General features: G+C 72.9%; 18 protein-coding genes. 6 read left to right on the top strand and 12 right to left on the bottom strand.

What is annotated here, in order from left to right:
- Positions 1 to 56 precede the first annotated feature (56 nt).
- Positions 57 to 545: a YajQ family cyclic di-GMP-binding protein gene (locus tag D7231_RS18185; protein WP_030368439.1), complete on the top strand. Its 489-nt coding sequence runs from the start codon at positions 57 to 59 to the stop codon at positions 543 to 545.
- A gap of 195 nt (positions 546 to 740) precedes the next feature.
- Positions 741 to 1,286 carry a nuclear transport factor 2 family protein gene (locus D7231_RS18180; RefSeq protein WP_120756541.1) on the top strand — a complete coding sequence of 182 codons (546 nt, stop codon included), beginning with the start codon at positions 741 to 743 and terminating at the stop codon, positions 1,284 to 1,286.
- 48 nt (positions 1,287 to 1,334) lie between these two features.
- Here the strand turns inward: D7231_RS18180 and D7231_RS18175 are convergent, their stop codons facing one another.
- On the bottom strand, positions 1,335 to 1,730 hold the full coding sequence (locus D7231_RS18175; RefSeq protein WP_120756540.1) for a YccF domain-containing protein: 396 nt from the start codon (positions 1,728 to 1,730) through the stop codon (positions 1,335 to 1,337).
- Positions 1,731 to 1,927: 197 nt separating this feature from the next.
- Between D7231_RS18175 and D7231_RS18170 the strand changes: the two genes are divergently transcribed.
- Positions 1,928 to 2,188 (top strand): hypothetical protein, encoded by a 261-nt coding sequence (locus tag D7231_RS18170; protein WP_120756539.1) that lies wholly within the window; start codon positions 1,928 to 1,930, stop codon positions 2,186 to 2,188.
- 64 nt (positions 2,189 to 2,252) lie between these two features.
- Here D7231_RS18170 and htpX read toward each other — a convergent pair whose 3' ends face one another.
- From htpX to D7231_RS18115, 11 genes are all read right to left on the bottom strand, one after another.
- Positions 2,253 to 3,125, bottom strand: a complete 873-nt coding sequence (gene htpX, locus D7231_RS18165; RefSeq protein WP_120756538.1) for a zinc metalloprotease HtpX — start codon at positions 3,123 to 3,125, stop codon at positions 2,253 to 2,255.
- A 256-nt stretch (positions 3,126 to 3,381) separates the two neighbouring features.
- Positions 3,382 to 4,893: an NADH-quinone oxidoreductase subunit N gene (locus tag D7231_RS18160; RefSeq protein ID WP_120756537.1), complete on the bottom strand. Its 1,512-nt coding sequence runs from the start codon at positions 4,891 to 4,893 to the stop codon at positions 3,382 to 3,384.
- Positions 4,893 to 6,506 carry a complex I subunit 4 family protein gene (locus D7231_RS18155; RefSeq protein ID WP_120756536.1) on the bottom strand — a complete coding sequence of 538 codons (1,614 nt, stop codon included), beginning with the start codon at positions 6,504 to 6,506 and terminating at the stop codon, positions 4,893 to 4,895. The genes D7231_RS18160 and D7231_RS18155 overlap by 1 nt, the downstream gene beginning before the upstream one ends.
- A 2-nt stretch (positions 6,507 to 6,508) precedes the next feature.
- Positions 6,509 to 8,500 carry an NADH-quinone oxidoreductase subunit 5 family protein gene (locus tag D7231_RS18150; protein WP_120756535.1) on the bottom strand — a complete coding sequence of 664 codons (1,992 nt, stop codon included), beginning with the start codon at positions 8,498 to 8,500 and terminating at the stop codon, positions 6,509 to 6,511.
- Positions 8,497 to 8,868, bottom strand: coding sequence for an NADH-quinone oxidoreductase subunit NuoK (nuoK, locus tag D7231_RS18145; protein WP_030368447.1), 372 nt, complete (start codon positions 8,866 to 8,868; stop codon positions 8,497 to 8,499). Before nuoK ends, D7231_RS18150 begins: the two co-directional genes overlap by 4 nt.
- The gene (locus D7231_RS18140; RefSeq protein WP_228774235.1) at positions 8,868 to 9,443 is read right to left on the bottom strand and encodes an NADH-quinone oxidoreductase subunit J family protein; all 576 of its coding nucleotides are present in this window, start codon (positions 9,441 to 9,443) and stop codon (positions 8,868 to 8,870) included. The genes nuoK and D7231_RS18140 overlap by 1 nt, the downstream gene beginning before the upstream one ends.
- Positions 9,440 to 9,991, bottom strand: coding sequence for a NuoI/complex I 23 kDa subunit family protein (locus tag D7231_RS18135; protein ID WP_241999784.1), 552 nt, complete (start codon positions 9,989 to 9,991; stop codon positions 9,440 to 9,442). The genes D7231_RS18140 and D7231_RS18135 overlap by 4 nt, the downstream gene beginning before the upstream one ends.
- Positions 9,991 to 10,956 carry a complex I subunit 1/NuoH family protein gene (locus D7231_RS18130; protein ID WP_120756534.1) on the bottom strand — a complete coding sequence of 322 codons (966 nt, stop codon included), beginning with the start codon at positions 10,954 to 10,956 and terminating at the stop codon, positions 9,991 to 9,993. Before D7231_RS18130 ends, D7231_RS18135 begins: the two co-directional genes overlap by 1 nt.
- Positions 10,953 to 12,794, bottom strand: a complete 1,842-nt coding sequence (locus tag D7231_RS18125) for an NADH-quinone oxidoreductase subunit C (protein WP_120756533.1) — start codon at positions 12,792 to 12,794, stop codon at positions 10,953 to 10,955. The genes D7231_RS18130 and D7231_RS18125 overlap by 4 nt, the downstream gene beginning before the upstream one ends.
- Positions 12,791 to 13,396 (bottom strand): NuoB/complex I 20 kDa subunit family protein, encoded by a 606-nt coding sequence (locus D7231_RS18120; protein ID WP_199739405.1) that lies wholly within the window; start codon positions 13,394 to 13,396, stop codon positions 12,791 to 12,793. Before D7231_RS18120 ends, D7231_RS18125 begins: the two co-directional genes overlap by 4 nt.
- On the bottom strand, positions 13,387 to 13,761 hold the full coding sequence (locus tag D7231_RS18115) for an NADH-quinone oxidoreductase subunit A (RefSeq protein WP_120756531.1): 375 nt from the start codon (positions 13,759 to 13,761) through the stop codon (positions 13,387 to 13,389). The genes D7231_RS18120 and D7231_RS18115 overlap by 10 nt, the downstream gene beginning before the upstream one ends.
- Positions 13,762 to 13,898: 137 nt before the next feature.
- Here D7231_RS18115 and D7231_RS18110 point away from each other — a divergent pair, with 137 nt between their 5' ends.
- From D7231_RS18110 to D7231_RS18100, 3 genes are all read left to right on the top strand, one after another.
- Entirely contained in the window at positions 13,899 to 15,173 is a 1,275-nt protein-coding gene (locus D7231_RS18110; RefSeq protein WP_120756530.1) for a sensor histidine kinase, read from the top strand.
- A 172-nt stretch (positions 15,174 to 15,345) separates the two neighbouring features.
- Positions 15,346 to 16,683 (top strand): sensor histidine kinase, encoded by a 1,338-nt coding sequence (locus D7231_RS18105; RefSeq protein WP_120756529.1) that lies wholly within the window; start codon positions 15,346 to 15,348, stop codon positions 16,681 to 16,683.
- 107 nt (positions 16,684 to 16,790) lie between these two features.
- Positions 16,791 to 17,462 carry a response regulator transcription factor gene (locus D7231_RS18100; protein WP_120756528.1) on the top strand — a complete coding sequence of 224 codons (672 nt, stop codon included), beginning with the start codon at positions 16,791 to 16,793 and terminating at the stop codon, positions 17,460 to 17,462.
- Positions 17,463 to 17,481: the final 19 nt, after the last annotated feature.

Here is a 17,481-nt window from a genome sequence, read left to right as displayed (position 1 = left end):
GGTGGCAGCCCGGACCGCACCCCCCGATGGATCTACGTACGAGGAGCCAACTCAATATGGCCGACTCCAGTTTCGACATCGTCTCGAAGGTCGAGCGGCAGGAGGTCGACAACGCCCTCAACCAGGCCGCCAAGGAGATCTCGCAGCGCTACGACTTCAAGGGCGTGGGCGCCTCGATCGCTTGGTCCGGCGAGAAGATCGAGATGCGCGCCAACGCCGAGGAGCGGGTGAAGGCGGTTCTCGACATCTTCGAGACCAAGCTGGTCAAGCGCGGCATCTCGCTGAAGTCCCTCGACGCGGGCGAGCCGCAGGCCTCCGGCAAGGAGTACAAGATCTTCGCCTCGATCGAGGAGGGCATCTCCCAGGAGAACGCCAAGAAGGTCGCCAAGATCATCCGCGATGAGGGCCCCAAGGGCGTCAAGGCCCAGGTCCAGGGCGACGAGCTGCGCGTCAGCTCCAAGAGCCGTGACGACCTCCAGGCCGTCCAGGCCCTCCTCAAGGGCAAGGACCTGGACTTCGCGATCCAGTTCGTCAACTACCGCTGACCCGGGAACGACGGCTGACGGCAGTCAGACCGAAGGCGGCGCCGGAAGGGATCCCTTCCGGCGCCGCCTTCGGCGTTCCCGGAGTTCGTTCGTCCGGCGGGCTTGACCTCAAGTTATGTCGAGCTTTTAGCGTCTTCTGCGTACGGCCGGCCCGCCCGCGGCGGGCCCGTCCACCGACCCAGGGAGCGCGCCGCCATGACCCTCACCGCACCGGAGTTCACCACCGGGACCACCGGCCTCCAGGACCGCATCGACGCCCTCGCCGACCGCGCCGCCCTCACGGACCTCATCGACCGCTACCTGCTGAGCCTCGACGCCCGCCGCTTCGACGACGCCTGGGCCCGCGGCCTGTTCACGCCGGACGTGCGGATCACCTCGCCGGTCGGGACGGAGGAGGGCATCGACGGCCTGGCCGCCTCCCAGGCGGCCACCATGGCCAAGTTCGAGCGCACGCAGCACATCGGCACCAACTACGTCATGGACATCGCCGGGGACCGCGCCACGGTGCGCTGGAACGCCCTGATGACCCACGTCCACCTGGCCTCCACCCGCGCGGTCCGCGGATCCAACCCCGGGGACCACTTCACCGTCGGCGGCACGTTCGCGGGCGAGGTCGTGCGCACCGCCGGGGGCTGGCGCTTCCGGCGCCTCGACATCCGCGCGGTGTGGACGCACGGCGAAGGTCCCCTCGTCCTCACTCCCGAGGCCGAGGAGACCCTGCGGTCGCTGCGGTCGCTGTAGCCCGCGGGCCGTCAACCCGCCTTCAACCCACCTTTGCCTGCCGCCGGTTCAGCGGTAGCCGGCGAACGCCTGGTCCGTCGGGACGATTTCGCGGCCCAGCGGGAAGAGCGAGACCGGGATCAGCTTGAAGTTCGCGATGCCCAGCGGGATTCCGATGATCGTGCAGCAGAGCGCGACGCCGGTGACGATGTGGCCCAGGGCCAGCCACCAGCCCGCGAAGACGAACCAGATGATGTTCCCGATCAGCGACCCGGCGCCCGCGTCCCGCCGCTCCACGGTCGTCCGGCCGAACGGCCAGAGCGCGTAGCTCGCGATCCGGAACGACGCGATGCCGAACGGAATGGTCACGATGAGTACGCAGCAGATCAGGCCGGCGACCACGTACCCGATCGCCATCCAGAACCCGCACAAGATCAACCAGATGATGTTCAGGATGAACCTCATGAAAACAGCCTCCCACGCGTCGTAGCCCTCAGCGAGTGGGACGCAGGGCCTCTGACCTGCGGTTGCCAGGAACGGGGAAGACCTGCGCGTCCCCCGTACGGCCTAACGCCGCGTGCCCCGGACCGGCCTCGCCGTCATCGTGGGCTGTCCGCCGTGTCCGCCGTCCGGCCGACACGCGAGAGCGTGAGGAGCCCGCCATGCGCATACGTACGCGACATGCCCTCGGCGCTGCCGTTTCCGCCGTGGTGCTCGCCGGAACACTCGGCGCGGGGGTCGCCCGGGCCGGTGACCCCGAGCCTCCGCCCCTGCCGCCCCTCCCCGTCCTGCCCACGTCCACGGAGGTGAGCCCCACGCAGTGCTTCGGCGGGGGCGGGACGGTCGGCATGACGATCGGGGACGACTTCGATGTCGTGCTGGTCTGCCAGGGAGGGACGTACAACGGCTTCCCCATCGGCTGACCGGTCAGAGGGCCGGTCAGAGGATCGGAGGGTCAGCGGGAAGGCCGGCAGGAAGGCCGGGCGGTCACCGGTCCCGGTGGCCGCCCGCCATCTGCTCCAGGCGAGCGATGCGCTCCCCCATCGGCGGGTGCGTGGAGAACAGCTTGGTCATGCCTCCCTCGCCCGCGCGGAACGGGTTCGCGATCATCATGTGGCTCGCGGTCTCGATGCGCGGCTCGGGGGGCAGGGGCAGGCGCTGCGTGCCCGCCTCCAGCTTGCGCAGCGCCGAGGCCAGGGCGAGCGGGTCGCCCGTGAGGCGAGCGCCGGAGGCGTCGGCCTCGTACTCGCGGGAGCGGCTGACGGCGAGCTGGATGAGGGACGCCGCGACCGGGCCCAGCAGCATGATCATGATCATGCCGACGATGCCCGGGCCCTCGTCGTCGTCCGATCTGCCGAAGGGGACCAGCCACGCGAAGTTCACCAGGAACATCACCACCGAGGCGAGCGCGCCCGCGATCGAGGAGATGAGGATGTCGCGGTTGTAGACGTGGCTGAGCTCGTGGCCGATGACGCCGCGCAGCTCGCGCTCGTCCAGGAGGCGCAGGATGCCGTCCGTGCAGCAGACGGCGGCGTTGCGGGGGTTGCGGCCGGTCGCGAAGGCGTTGGGGGCGTCGGTCGGCGAGATGTACAGCCGGGGCATGGGCTGGCGGGCGGCCGTGGAGAGCTCGCGGACCATGCGGTAGAGCGCCGGGGCCTCGAACTCGCTGACGGGGCGGGCGCGCATGGCCCGCAGGGCCAGCTTGTCGCTGTTCCAGTAGGCGTAGGCGTTGGTGCCCAGCGCCACCAGGACGGCGATGATCAGGCCCGCCCGCCCGAAGAGGCTGCCGATGACGATGATGAGTGCGGACAGCCCCCCGAGGAGGACTGCGGTCCTGAGCCCGTTGTGCCGGCGGTGCACGGTACGCCCTCCAAGTGGTGCGGCAGGGGAACCCTTTGCGCTGTCGTGCGTCCACTCGCTCGCGCTTCGACTCGCGGTGGAGTCTCCAGTGGAACCTTCCTGACCGGTCAACGCCAGACGAAGGCGCCGGGTTCCCTTGCGCGCGGGTCGCCCGTCCGGCGGACAGCGGCGTACGCGCCGGTCCCGGCGGGCGCCTCCGGGGCCCGCCGGGCCCCGGACCGCGGCGCGCAGGTCCTGAGCAGGCCCTGCGCGGGCCCTAGAGGAGCGTTCCCGAGGCGAAGCGGAGGACCAGTTGGGGGGCGCCCGACAGGGCGATGCCCGCCACGGCGGCGAGGGCGATGGCCGCGCCGAGCGGCAGCGGGATCCGTACGGGTGCCGGAGTCTCCGCCGCCGCCTCCTCCGCCGGGCGGAAGAGGATCGCCGTCCACTGGAGGTAGTAGTACAGCGCGATCACGACGTTGAGGGCCATGACGACGGCCAGCCAGCCCAGCCCCGCGTCGACGGCCGCGCGGAAGACCGTGACCTTCGCGAAGAGGCCGATGATGCCGGGCGGCAGGCCCGCCAGGCAGAGCAGGAAGAAGCCCATGGCGAGCGCGGCGAGCGGCCGGCGGGCGTAGAGGCCCCGGTAGTCGGTGATGCGGTTGCGGGGGCTCGTACGGGCCACCAGGGCGGCGACGGCGAACGCGCCGAGGTTCACGGCGGCGTACATCAGGGCGTACGCGACGGTGGAGCCGATGGCGTGCGCGGGGTCGTCGGCGTAGCCGGCGGCGGCGATGGGCACGAGCAGGTAGCCCGCCTGGCCGACGGAGGACCAGGCGAGCAGGCGCACCGCGCTGTGCGCGCGCTCGGGGCGCTGGCGGAGCGCGGCCACGTTGCCCGCGGTCATGGTCAGCGCGGCGAGGACGGCGAGGGCCGGCGCCCACACCTCGGCGTACGAGGGGAAGGCGACGACCGTCACCAGGATGAGGCCGGTGAAGCCGACCGCCTTGCCGATCACCGAGAGGTAGGCGGCGACGGGCAGCGGCGCGCCCACGTACGTGTCGGGCACCCAGAAGTGGAAGGGCACGGCCGCGGTCTTGAAGGCGAAGCCGACGAGGGTGAGGGCGACGCCCGCCTGCGCGAGGGTGTCGAGGCGGGGGTCGACGTCGGCGAGCTTCGCGGCGACCTCGGTGAGGTGCAGGGTGCCGGTGGCCGCGTAGACGAAGCTGACGCCCAGGAGGGTGACGGCGGTCGCGGTGACCGAGGACAGGAAGAACTTCAGGGCCGCCTCGGAGGAGCGGCGGTCTCCGCGGCGCATGCCGACGAGGGCGAAGGCCGGCAGGGAGGCCACTTCGAGGGCGACGACGAGCGTCGCGAGGTCCCGGGAGGCGGGCAGCAGGGCGGCGCCCGCCGCGGAGGACAGCAGCAGGAACCAGAACTCCCCTTCGGGGAGTCGCTGGTCGCGGACGGCGCTGATGGACAGCAGGGCCGTCAGGAGGGCGCCGCCGAGGACCAGGAGCTGGATGACGAGCGTGAAGTGGTCGGCGGTGTAGCTGCACGCGTCGCGGCCGGAGACGCCCGTGAGGCAGAAGGTGGAGCGGTCGCCGTCGAGGAGGAACAGCAGGGACAGGCCCGCGAGCAGCAGCCCGGCGACGGAGATCCGGCCGAGGAGCGGCTTGCGGCCCTCGGGGAGGAAGAGGTCGGCGACCAGGACGACCAGGGCGACGACGGCCGTGACGGTGGGCGGCGCGATGGCGAGCCAGTCGACGGACTGGATCAGGGAGCCCATCAGTTGCCTCCTCGGAGGAGCTGCTGAACGGCCGGGTCGGTGAGGCCGAGGAGGGCCGCGGGCCAGAGTCCGGCGAGAACGGTGAGGGCGACGAGGGGGGTCCAGGCGGCGAACTCGTAGGACAGCACGTCGGTGGGTGCGTTCTCCGCGGCGCCGGCGGTCTGCGGACGGGTGCTGCCGCCGTCGCCGCCCATGCACACGCGGCGGACGACGACGAGCATGTAGGCGGCCGTCAGGAGCGTGCCGAAGCCGGCCAGGGCCATGAACGTCAGGAACGCCGGGCGGCTGAGCCCCTCCGCCGGGCGGAAGGCGCCGAACATCGCGAGCATCTCGCCCCAGAAGCCGGCGAGGCCGGGCAGGCCGAGGGAGGCGACCGCGCCGAAGGCGAGGAGGCCGCCGAGGCGGGGGGCCTTGCCGTAGAGGGCGGCGCCGGTGCGGCCGGAGAGGGCGTCGAGGTCGCTGGTGCCGTAGCGGTCCTTGACCGCGCCGACGAGGAAGAAGAGGAGGCCGGTGATGAGGCCGTGGGCGATGTTGGCGAAGAGGGCGCCGTTGACCCCGGTGGGGGTGAGCGTCGCGATGCCGAGCAGGACGAAGCCCATGTGGCCGACGGAAGAGTACGCGATGAGGCGCTTCAAGTCACCCTTGGCGCCCTTGCGGGCGAGGCTGAGACACACCAGCGAGCCGTAGATGATGCCGACGGCCGCGAAGGCGGCGAGGTAGGGCGCGAAGGTGTGCGCGCCGTCCGGCGCGATCGGCAGGACGATGCGGACGAACCCGTACGTGCCCATCTTCAGCAGCACGCCCGCGAGGAGGACCGAGCCGACGGTCGGGGCGGCGGTGTGCGCGTCGGGCAGCCAGCTGTGCAGGGGCCACATGGGGGCCTTGACGGCCAGTCCGATGCCGATGGCGAGGACCGCGACGAGCTGGGTGGTGTGGCTGAGCTTCGATCCATTGTCAGTGGCGAGTGCCACCATGTCGAAGGTGCCGCCCTTGATCCCGACCAGGAGGAGGCCGAGCAGCATCACGACGGAGCCGAGCAGCGTGTAGAGGATGAAGCGCCAGGCGGCGCGCTCCCTGCCCTCGCCGCCCCAGCGGGCGATGAGGAAGTACATCGGGATGAGCACCATCTCGAAGGCCAGGAAGAACAGCATCAGGTCGAGGACGGCGAAGGTCGCGAGGGTGCCGGACTCCAGGACGAGGAGCAGCGCGACGAATGCCTTGGGAGACGGGCCCGACGCCCGCGGCGTCAGCCGCTGATGTTGCTGCTTGAAGTAGCTGTACAGCGCGCAGAGGAAGGTCAGCAGCGCGGTCAGGACGAGGAGGGGGAGCGAGACGCCGTCCACGCCCAGGTGGATCCGGATGTTCAGGGCCGGGATCCAGCTGATGTCGGTGGTCGCCTGCATGCGGGCCGGGCTGCCGTGGTCGAAGCCGGCGGCGAGGGCGATGCTCAGCGCGAGGACGGCGCCGGTGACGGTGACGCCGTGGCGGAGCACGGCCTGCTCCGGGCTCCTGCCCTTGAGGCCGGGCGGGGCCGGGAGGAGGGCGGCGACGGCGCCGGCGAGGGGGAGGACGACGATCGCAGCGAGGAGGTACTGCATGACGGTGTGACTCATGGTCAGGCTCCGTTGGCTACGAGCACGGCCGCTACGGCCAGGACGACGGCGCCGGCGAACAGGGCGCTCAGGTACGTCTGCACGTTGCCGGTCTGGGCGCGGCGGACGGCCTCGCCGAGCAGGCGGGGTGCGGTGCCCGCGCTGCGCACGTAGGTCTCGACGACCTCGCGGTCGAGGAACCGGGCGAGGCGGGCGGCGGCGCGCGTGGGCCGGACGAACAGGGCCGAGTAGACGGCGTCCAGGTGGAAGCCGGCCGCGGCGTGGCGGTGCAGGGGGCCGAGGAGGGTCCGGCCGGGGTCGGCCGGGTCGGGTGCCGCCGCGATGTCGCCGTAGGCGGCCTCGTGGGTGGCGATGCTCTCCTCCTCGGAGACGTACGGGGCCGCGTCCGGGTCCGCGGCGACGGCGCCGAGGGGGGTGCGGGCGGCGAGCGCGGCGGTGCGGCGCCAGGCCGCGTACATCACGCTCGCGCCGGCGAGGGCGCAGCCGGTGGAGAGGACGGAGGTGGTGAGCGTCGGGGTGAGCGATCCGCCGTCGAACCAGTCGGGGAGCTTCCAGGCGGCGAGGCCGAGGGCGAGCGTGGGGACGAACAGGATCCACAGGACGGTGTTCATCGCGGCGGGCTGCTTGCCGTGGTCGGCGGCCCCGGGGCCCGTGCCGCGGAAGGCCATCAGCCACAGGCGGGTGGCGTACGCGGCGGTGAGCAGGGCCGTGAGGAGGCCCGCGGTGAGGACGAGCCAGCCGGCCGCGCCGGGGATGCCCTCGGCGTCGCCGGAGGCGGCGTGCTCGGCCGCGCCGAGGACGGCTTCCTTGGAGAAGAAGCCGCTGAACGGGGGGATCGCGGCGAGCGCGAGGAGGGCGACGGTCATCGTCCAGTACGCGTCGGGGATGCGCTTGGCGAGGCCGCCGGTGCGGGCCATCGCGGCCAGCGAGTTCGTGCCGGCGGCGTGGATGATCACGCCGGCGCCGAGGAAGAGGAGGGCCTTGAACGCGCCGTGCGAGACCAGGTGGAAGACGGCCGCGCTCCGGTCGCCGACGGCGAGGGCGCCGGTCATGTAGCCCAGCTGGCCGACGGTCGAGTAGGCGAGGACGCGCTTGATGTCGTCCTGGGCGAGGGCCGCGAGGCCGGAGCCGACCATGGTGACGGCGGCCATCACGGCGAGGACGACGAGCGCGGCCGTGGAGGCGGCGAAGAGGGGGAGGAGCCGGGCGACGAAGTAGACGCCGGCCGCGACCATCGTCGCGGCGTGGATCAGCGCGGAGACCGGCGTGGGGCCGGCCATCGCGTCGGGCAGCCACGTGTGCAGCGGGAACTGCGCGGACTTGCCCGCGACGCCCGCCAGGAGCAGCAGCGCGATCAGCGTGGGGTGGTCGATGCCGCCGGAGGTGACGGCGGTGAGGATGCCGTTGATCCGGAAGGTCCCGGCGTCGGCGGCCAGCGCGAGGATGCCGATCAGGAAGGGGACGTCGCCGAGTTTGGTGACCAGGAAGGCCTTGAGGGAGGCGGTGCGCGCGGCCTCGGTCTCCCAGTAGTGGCCGACCAGGAAGTACGAGCAGATGCCCATGATCTCCCAGCCGACCAGCAGCACCATGAGGTCGCCCGAGTAGACGACGAGCAGCATGGCCGCGGTGAAAAGGGAGACGAGGGCGGCGTAGGAGGGGTAGCGGGGGTCGTCGCGCAGGTAGGCCGTCGAGTAGAGCTGGACGCAGGTGGCGACGACGCCGACGAGGAGCGCGACGAGGACGGCGAAGCCGTCGAGGTGCAGGGCGAGGTCGATCGGCACGGAGCCGGTCGGGGTGAGCCGGGTGGCGGCGTCGAGGGCGTCCCCGCCGCCCTGCCGCCAGGCGACGACGGCGGCGAGCACGGCCGCGGCGAGCGTCGGCAGGACGGCGAGGGGCCGTACGAAGCCGGGCGCGCGGCGGCCCGTCAGGAGGCCCGCGAGGGCGCCGAGGAACGGCAGCAGGGGGACGAGGACGGCGGTGGTCGTGGTGCTCACGCGGCGGCCTCGGCCTTCTCCTCGCGGTCTGCGCGTTCGGTGTCGGATCCGGCGTCGGGGGCGTCGTCGCGCAGGTCGCGCAGGCGGTCGACGTCGGCGGTGCCGCGGTTGCGGTGGACCTGGAGCACGATCGCCAGGCCGATGCCGATCTCGGCGGCGGCGATGGCGATGGTGAAGAGGGTGAGGGCCTGGCCCGCGTGCAGCTCGTCGCGCAGCCAGACGTCGAAGGCGACGAGGTTGAGGTTGACGGCGTTGAGCATCAGCTCGACGGACATCAGGACCAGGATCGCGTTGCGCCGGGCCAGGACGCCGTACAGGCCGGTGCAGAAGAGGAGGGCCGCGAGGACGGCCGGGTAGACGAGGTGCATCAGCGCTCCCCCTCCTTGTCCCTCTTGCGGGAGAGGACGATCGCGCCGACGAGCGCGGCGAGCAGCAGCACGGACAGCGCCTCGAAGGGCAGCACCCAGTGCCGGAAGAGGATCTCTCCGGAGACCTTCGTCGTGCCCTGGGGGGCGTCGCCGTCCAGGCCGATCCAGGTCGTGCGGAAGGCGTCCACGACCACCCACACGAGGGCGGCGGCCGCGGCCGCGGCGACCCCGAGGGCGGCCCAGCGGTTGCCGGAGTCGGCGTCCGGGGAGCGGCCGATGGGGGCCTTGGTGAGCATGAGCCCGAAGAGGAGCAGGACGACCACGGAGCCGACGTAGATCAGGACCTGTACCCAGGCGATGAACTCCGCCGTCAGCAGCAGGTACTCCACGGCGAGCCCGCCGAGGGCGACGACCAGCCAGAGGGCGGCGTGCACCAGCTGCTTGGTCGTGACCGTCACGACGGCCGCGCCGAGGGTGGCGAGGCCGACGAGGAGGAAGACGATCTCCACGCCGGTCGGGGAGAGGAAGCCGTGCGGGGCCGTGCTCGCGGCGAGCGTCGTCATGGCGCCGGTCATGCCTCTCCCTCCTGGTCCTGCTGGGCCTGCTGGGCCTTCAGCTTCTCCGCCGTCTTGCGGGCCGCCGCGATCTCCTTCGGCTCCTCGGCCGCGGGGTCGAGCGCCGGCGGCTCCGGCACGGTCCACATCCACTCGCGGAGCCTGTCCCGCTCGTGGACCAGGTCCTGGATGTCGGTCTCGGCGTACTCGAACTCCGGCGACCAGAACAGCGCGTCGAAGGGACACACCTCGATGCAGATGCCGCAGTACATGCAGAGCGAGAAGTCGATCGCGAAGCGGTCGAGGACGTTGCGGCTGCGCTCGCGGCCGCCCGGGGCGGCCGGCGGCACCGTCTCCTTGTGGGAGTCGATGTAGATGCACCAGTCCGGGCACTCGCGGGCGCACAGCATGCAGACCGTGCAGTTCTCCTCGAACAGGCCGATCACACCGCGCGTGCGGGGCGGCAGCTCGGGCTGGACGTCCGGATACTGCGCGGTGTGCGCGCGGCGCGTCATCGTGCGGAGCGTGACGGCGAGGCCCTTCGCGAGGCCCGAGCCGGGAATGCCCACTACTGGGTCACCACCTTGACGACGCCCGTCAGCGCGATCTGCGCCAGGGCGAGCGGGATGAGGGCGGTCCAGGCCAGCTTCTGGAGCTGGTCCTCGCGCAGGCGCGGGTAGGTCACCCGCAGCCAGATCACGACGAAGGCCAGGACCGCCGTCTTCAGCAGGGTCCACAGCCAGCCCAGGCCGTCGGCGCCGAACGGGCCGTGCCAGCCGCCGAGGAAAAGGACCGTGGTCAGGCCGCACAGGACGACGATGCCCGCGTACTCCGACAGCAGGAACAGCGCGAAGCGCAGGCCCGTGTACTCGGTGTACGCGCCGAAGATGATCTCGGAGTCGGCGACCGGCATGTCGAACGGCGGGCGTTGCAGCTCGGCCAGGCCGGCGACGAAGAAGACCACCGCGCCGACGATCTGCCAGGGCACCCACCACCAGTGGAAGGCGTCCACGATCCCCGGCAGCGAGACCGTGCCCGCCGCCATCGCCACGCTCGCCGCGGCGAGCAGCATCGGCAGCTCGTACGCCATGAGCTGCGCGGCCGTGCGCAGGCCGCCCAGCAGGGAGAACTTGTTCGCCGACGCCCAGCCCGCCATCAGCGAGCCGAGCACTCCGACGCCCATCACGGCCAGCACGAAGAAGATGCCCGCGTCGACCACCTGGCCCACGGCGTTGCCCGGGCCGACCGGGATCGCGACCAGCACCAGCAGGTACGGGAGGAGGGCCACGGCCGGTGCGAGCTGGAAGATGCGGCGGTCCGCGCCCGCCGGGACGATGTCCTCTTTCTGCGCGAACTTCACGCCGTCCGCGACGAGCTGGGCCCAGCCGTGGAAACCGCCGGCGTACATGGGGCCGAGGCGGCCCTGCATGTGGGCCATCACCTTGTGCTCGGTCTGGCCGATGACCAGAGGCAGCACGAGGAAGACGACGAAGACGGCGAGGAGGCGCAGGACGACGTCGAGAGTGTCGCTCATGCGGGGTCGCCTCCGGCGGGGTTCGTGTCGTTCTGGGGTGCGCCGTCGCCTGCGGCGGGCGGCTCGCCTGCGGCGGGGTCGCCTCCGGCGGGGCCCTTTCCGCTCGGGGGTTCGCCGTCGCCGGCGGGGGCGTCGCGGTCAGGGGCGTTCGGCACCGCCGGGCTCCGGCGCTCGGGCGAGTCTGCCGGCGCGGCCGGAACATCCGCCTCGGCGGACGGTGAGTCCGGCACCGCCGGGGTCCGCCGCTCGGGCTGAGCGCCATCGCGGCGGGAGGAAGGCTGCGGCTCCGAGGTGGCTGCCGGTGCAGACGGGGGCTCCGGCTGAACGCCGGTCGGCTCCGCCGGGGGCTCGGAGGTGTCTGCCGGTGCAGCCGAGTCCTCCGCCTGGGCGGATGGTGAGTCCGGCACCGCCGAATCCCGACGCTCGGGCTGAGCGCCATCGCGGCGGGAGGAAGGCTGCGGCTCGGGCGAGTCTGCCGGCGCGGCCGGAACATCCGCCTCGGCGGACGGTGAGTCCGGCACCGCCGAATCCCGACGCTCGGGCTGAGCGCCGTCGCGGCGGGAGGGAGCCTGCGGCTCGGGCGAGTCTGCCGGCGCGGCTGAGGACTCCGGCTCCGCCGGGCTCCGGTGCTCCGGCTGGTCGCCGTCGCGGGGGGAAGCTGCCGGCTGGGTCGGGGGCTCTTCGAAGGCCGGGCGGGCGTGGTGCCACGGGGCGTCGGAGGAGCCGGTGGCCGCCGGGCGGGTACGCCTTGGGGCGGCGGACTCCCCCGCCTGACTGGCGGAGCCGTCCGCCGCGCTGCGCGTACGGCGCGCCGGAGCCGCGGACTCTGCCTGGCTCGCCGAGCCTTCCGACGCACTGCGCGTGCGACGGGCCGGGGCCACGCCCTCCGCCTGGCTCGCTGAGCCCTCGCTCGCTCGGCGGGGCGGCGCGGCGGCCTCGGCCTGGCTGGCGGAGCCGTCCGCCGCGCTGCGCGCACGACGGGCCGGGGCCGCGCCCTCCGTCTGGCTGGCCGAGCCTTCCGACGCGCTGCGCGCACGGCGGACCGGGGGTGCCGCCTCCGCCTGGCTTGCCGAGCCCTCGCTCGCGGTGCGCGCACGCCGGACCGGGGCCGCGCCCTCCGCCCCGGGAGGCGTGCGGCGGGCCGGGCGGTCGCCCGCCGCGCGGGGAGCGCGGGCCGGGCGGGCCGGGGCCGGGGGGAGCTGGCCCTTGAGGGGGCCCCATTCGTTGGGGTCGGGGACGCCCGGCGGCAGCATCTGGCGGCGCTTGGGGCCGCCGTCCGCCGTCTCGCCCGGCTCCTTCGCGCCCGGCCACGCCTTGGCGACCCGCGCCGCCAGGACGAAGTCCTTGCGCAGCGGGTGGCCCTCGAAGGCGTCCGGGAGGAGGAGCGGGGCCAGGTGCGGGTGGCCCGGGAAGCCGATGCCGAACATCTCGTGGGTCTCGCGCTCGTGCCACGCCGCGCCCGCGTACACGCCGACGGCGGTGGGCAGGGCCGGCGCCTCGTGCGGCACCGTCGTGCGCAGGAGCAGCCGGCGCGTGCGCGTGCCCTCTCCCCCGCCCGGCAGCGCGGCCAGGTGCGCGCAGACGCGGAAGCCCGTACCGGGCTCGTCCACGGCGCTCAGCCAGTCGAAGAACGTGCAGCCCAGCCGGTCCCGGGCCGTTTCGAGCGCGCTGATCCACCGCTCGGCCGGGACGTCGACGGTGAGCAGGTCGTACGTCTCCTCCGCCGTCGCGCCCTCGCCGAAGAGCGAAACCGCCCCGCCGGGCAGCCAGCCGACGGCCGTCTCGGGAGCGGGAGCAGCCTCAGGAGCGGACTCGGACTCGGGCGTCGGTTCGCTCATCGGGCCGTCTCCTCCGGCGCGGCCGCCGGCGCCGGCGTCACCAGCCCGCTGCGCAGCGCAGCGGCCGACGCGCCCGCGCCGCCGGACCCGTACCGCTCGCCCAGCGACTCCCGCGCGATCTTCTCCTGGAGCTTCAGGATGCCCTGGAGCAGCGCTTCGGGCCGCGGCGGGCAGCCGGGCACGTACACATCCACGGGAATGATCTGGTCGACGCCCTTGGTGACCGCGTACGAGTCCCAGTACGGGCCGCCGCAGTTCGAACAGGCGCCGAAGGAGATCACGTACTTCGGCTCGGGCATCTGCTCGTAGAGCCGCTTCACGGCCGGCGCCATCTTGTCCGTCACCGTGCCCGAGACGATCATGAGGTCGGCCTGCCGGGGCCCCGGCGCGAACGGGATGACGCCGAGCCGGATGAAGTCGTGCCGCGCCATGGACGCCGCGATGAACTCGATCGCGCAGCAGGCGAGCCCGAAGTTGAAGACCCACAGGCTGTAGCGGCGTCCCCAGTTCAGGACGACCTTCATCGGCTCCGGGGCCAGCCTGGCCAGCGGGCCGAGCCGGCGCGGCTCGGGGAGGGGGAGGTCGACGGGTGTCACGTCCACTCCAGGACGCCCTTCTTCCATGCGTACAACAGGCCCATGGCGAGGAAGCCGAGGAAGATGAACATCTCCACGAGCGTGGCCCCGCCGAAGCCCGGCGCGGCGAACACCGTCGCCCAGGGGAACAGGAAGATCGAGTCCACGGCGAAGATCACGTACAGGAAGGCGTAGACGTAGTAGCGGATCTGAGTGTGGGCCCAGCCCTCGCCGACGGGGTCGACGCCGCACTCGTACGTCAGCAGCTTCTCGGGCGTCGGCACGACGGGCCGCAGCAGCCGCCCGGCCCCGAAGGCCACGGCGACGAAGAGCACGCCGACGACGGCGAGCAGCCCCACCACGGAATAGCTGTGGAAGTAGTCCGCGGCCACGTCCGCCCTCGCTCCCTGTCCCGCGTGTTCGACGTTCTGTACGCACGGGAGTCTAGGCCCTGGTGGGGTTATCCCCACCCTTCCCCACCCATGGTCCCCATGGCGACGGCCGGTACCGGCCGTGCAGGCTTGGGGGTATGACCGCCAGCAGTGCCGCGAAAAGCACGTCGAGCAATACGAGCGATACCGGAAACACTAGAGGAAACATCAGAGGTGAAGAAAAGTATACAAACACCTCTTTCCCGGATGATTCCGGCAGCGGCGACGGTTCCCTCCCTCCTGCCCGCTTCGCCTTCGACGCGCGGACGTGGAAGGAGGTCGCGCACCTCCTCCTCAACCTCCCGGAGGCGCTGATCGGCTTCGTCTACGTGTCACTGTGGCTCTACGCCGGCGTCGTCTCGTCCGTCACCGTCATCGGCCTGCCGCTGCTGGCGCTCGGCCTGACGGGCGCGCGGGCGCTGGGCAAGGCCGAGCGGCGGCGGGCGCGGGCGCTGCTGGGCGTGCACGTCGAGGACCCGAGCCCGCTCTCCCGGCAGCGGGGCGACCGGGGCTTCTTCCCCTGGATGTGGTCGGCACTGAAGGACCCGGTCGGCTGGCGCACCACCCTCTACGGCTTCATCCGGCTGCCCTGGGGCGTCCTGACCTTCGGGCTCACGCTGTGCCTGATCTTCGTCGGCTGGCCGCTCCTCGGCTTCGCCGCGCGCGGCATGACCAACCTGGACCGCGCCATGGTGCGCGGCCTGCTCAGCCCCTCCAGCGAGCTGGAGCGGCGGATCGCGGAGCTGGAGCAGGACCGCGGGGTGGTCGTGGACACCGCGGCGGCGGACCTGCGCCGCATCGAGCGCGATCTCCACGACGGCGCCCAGGCCCGCCTCGTCGCCCTGGCCATGGGGCTGGGTCTGGCGAAGGAGAAGGTCCTGGAGGACCCGGAGGCGGCGGCGCGGATGGTCGACGAGGCGCACGGCGAGGTGAAGCTCGCCCTGCAAGAGCTGCGCGACCTCGCCCGCGGCATCCACCCGGCGGTGCTGACGGACCGCGGCCTGGACGCCGCCCTGTCGTCGGTCGCCGCGCGCTGCACCGTGCCGGTGTCGGTCTCGGTCGACCTGGACGAGCGCCCGGCGCCGGCGATCGAGGGCATCGCGTACTTCACGGTCTCCGAGCTGCTCCAGAACGTCAGCAAGCACAGCCGGGCGCGGACGGCCGAGGTCGAGCTGTGGCGCAAGGGCCGGCGGCTGCTGATCCAGGTGCGCGACGACGGTCAGGGCGGCGCGACGACGACGGGCGGCAGCGGGCTGTCCGGGCTCGCGGAACGGCTGGGCTCGGTGGACGGCTTCTTCGCGGTGGACTCGCCGGCCGGCGGGCCGACGGTCGTCACGGCGGAGCTGCCGTGGCGGGACCGGGCCGCGGGCTGAGCCGCGAGTCCCACCGAGACCGGCGGGTCCCACCGAGAACCCGGAGGTAGGGAGAACCCCACCCCCGGGACACCGACTCCCTCCATGGTCCGGGCCCGCCCGCTCCGCGAGCCTTGAGGTACGGACACCACCGCGGACCACCGCACCCAGCGAGCAGGAAGAGACCACCGTCATGGCCATGGATTACGGACGGGCGGAGACACGCGACGCACGCCGGCCCCACCGCGTGCCCGCCGTGCTGCGCGCGCCCCTGGAGGGCCGCACCTGGCGCGAGTTCCTCCACCACCTGCTCAGCCTGCCGATCGCGGTCGTCGCCTTCTCCTACGCGGTGACGATGACGGCGGCCGGCGTCGGCATGCTGATCACCTTCGTGGGCGTGCCGGTGCTGGCCGCGGCGCTCGTCGGCGCACGGGCGGTGGGGGCCGTCGAGCGGGCCCGCGCCCGGGCCCTGCTCGGCATGGAGATCAGCGAGCCCGAGCCCGTACGCGCGCGGAACGGGCGGCGCGGGCTCCTGCCGTGGACCGGGGCGCTGCTCAAGAGCGGCGTGTCGTGGCGGCACCTGCTCTATTCGGTGCTGCTCCTGCCGTGGTCCATCGCGACGTTCACCGTCTCGCTCGTGATGTGGTCCGTCGGCTGGATGCTCTTCCTCTACCCGGCCTACTGGTGGATGTACCCGACGTGGTGGGGCCAGCCCGGCATGCAGCTCTACGGCGACTCCGCGCACGACACGGACTTCTTCCTCGACAACCCGTTCGAGATCGGCGTGACCTGCGCCGCCGGCCTGCTCGTGGTGCTGGCCACCCCCTGGGTGATCCGCGGCCTCGCCTACGGCGACCGGCTGCTGGTGGCCGGCCTGCTCGGCCCGTCGCGGCTCGCGGAGCGGGTGTGGGAGCTGGAGGAGGACCGCGGGGTGGTCGTGGACACCGCGGCGGCCGACCTGCGCCGCATCGAGCGCGACCTCCACGACGGCGCCCAGGCCCGCCTCGTCGCCCTCGCCATGGACCTCGGCCTGGCCAAGGAGAAGCTGGAGGAGGACCCGGAGGCGGCGGCGCGGATGGTCGACGAGGCGCACGGCGAGGTGAAGCTCGCCCTGCAAGAGCTGCGCGACCTCGCCCGCGGCATCCACCCGGCGATCCTCACCGACCGGGGCCTCGGCCCGGCCCTGTCCGCGCTGGCCGCGCGCTGCACGGTCGCCGTGCAGGCCGAGGTGGACCTGCCGGCCCGCCCGGCGGCGGCGATCGAGGGCATCGCGTACTTCACGGTCTCCGAGCTGCTCCAGAACATCAGCAAGCACAGCGAGGCGCGGAGCGCGCGGGTGGACGTGTGGCGCTCGGCGGACCGGCTGATGCTGCAAGTCTGGGACGACGGCAAGGGCGGCGCGTCGACGTCCGGCGGCAGCGGCCTGGCCGGCCTCGCGGAACGCCTGGGCTCGGTGGACGGCCTCTTGGTGGTCCACTCCCCGCAGGGCGGCCCGACGACGGTGACGGCGGAGCTGCCGTGGCGGGGCTAGCGCGGCGCTCCGGGCCGCGCCGCACCGGGCCGCACAGGGCCTGGCAGCACCGCTCCGCGTGACATGCTGGCCTCCGTCATTGCCGCCGGACGGGGGAGCCGCACATCGTGGAGGACAGGGTACGAGTCGTCATCGCCGAGGATTCGGTGCTCCTTCGGGAGGGCCTGACCCGGCTGCTGACCGACCGGGGCCACGACGTCGTGGCCGGCGTCGGCGACGGCGAGGCGCTGATCAAGGCCGTCCGTGAGCTCGCGGACGAGGGCGCGCTGCCGGACGTCGTGGTCGCGGACGTCCGCATGCCCCCCACGCATACGGACGAGGGCGTGCGCGCGGCGGTGGAGCTGCGCCGCCTTCATCCGGGGCTGGGCGTTCTGGTCCTGTCGCAGTACGTCGAGGAGCAGTACGCGACGGAGCTGCTGGCCGGCAGCAGCACGGGCGTGGGCTATCTGCTCAAGGACCGCGTGGCCGAGGTCCGCGAGTTCGTGGACGCGGTGGTGCGCGTGGCCCGCGGCGGCACCGCGCTGGACCCCGAGGTCGTCGCCCAGCTGCTGGGCCGCAGCCGCAAGCAGGACGTGCTCGCGGGGCTCACGCCGCGCGAGCGCGAGGTGCTCGGGCTGATGGCCGAGGGGCGGACGAACTCGGCCGTCGCCAAGCAGCTGGTGGTGAGCGACGGAGCGGTCGAGAAGCACGTCAGCAACATCTTCATGAAACTTGGGCTTTCCCCTAGTGATGGGGATCACCGGCGGGTGCTGGCCGTGCTGACCTACCTCCGCTCCTGATCACCTGACGCAACCTCAG

The sequence above is a fragment of the Streptomyces klenkii genome (genome assembly GCF_003626645.1).
Classification (GTDB): Bacteria; Actinomycetota; Actinomycetes; order Streptomycetales; family Streptomycetaceae; genus Streptomyces; species Streptomyces klenkii.
Note: the sequence above shows the minus strand (reverse complement) of the source record. Positions and strands in the feature narration are given on the sequence as shown.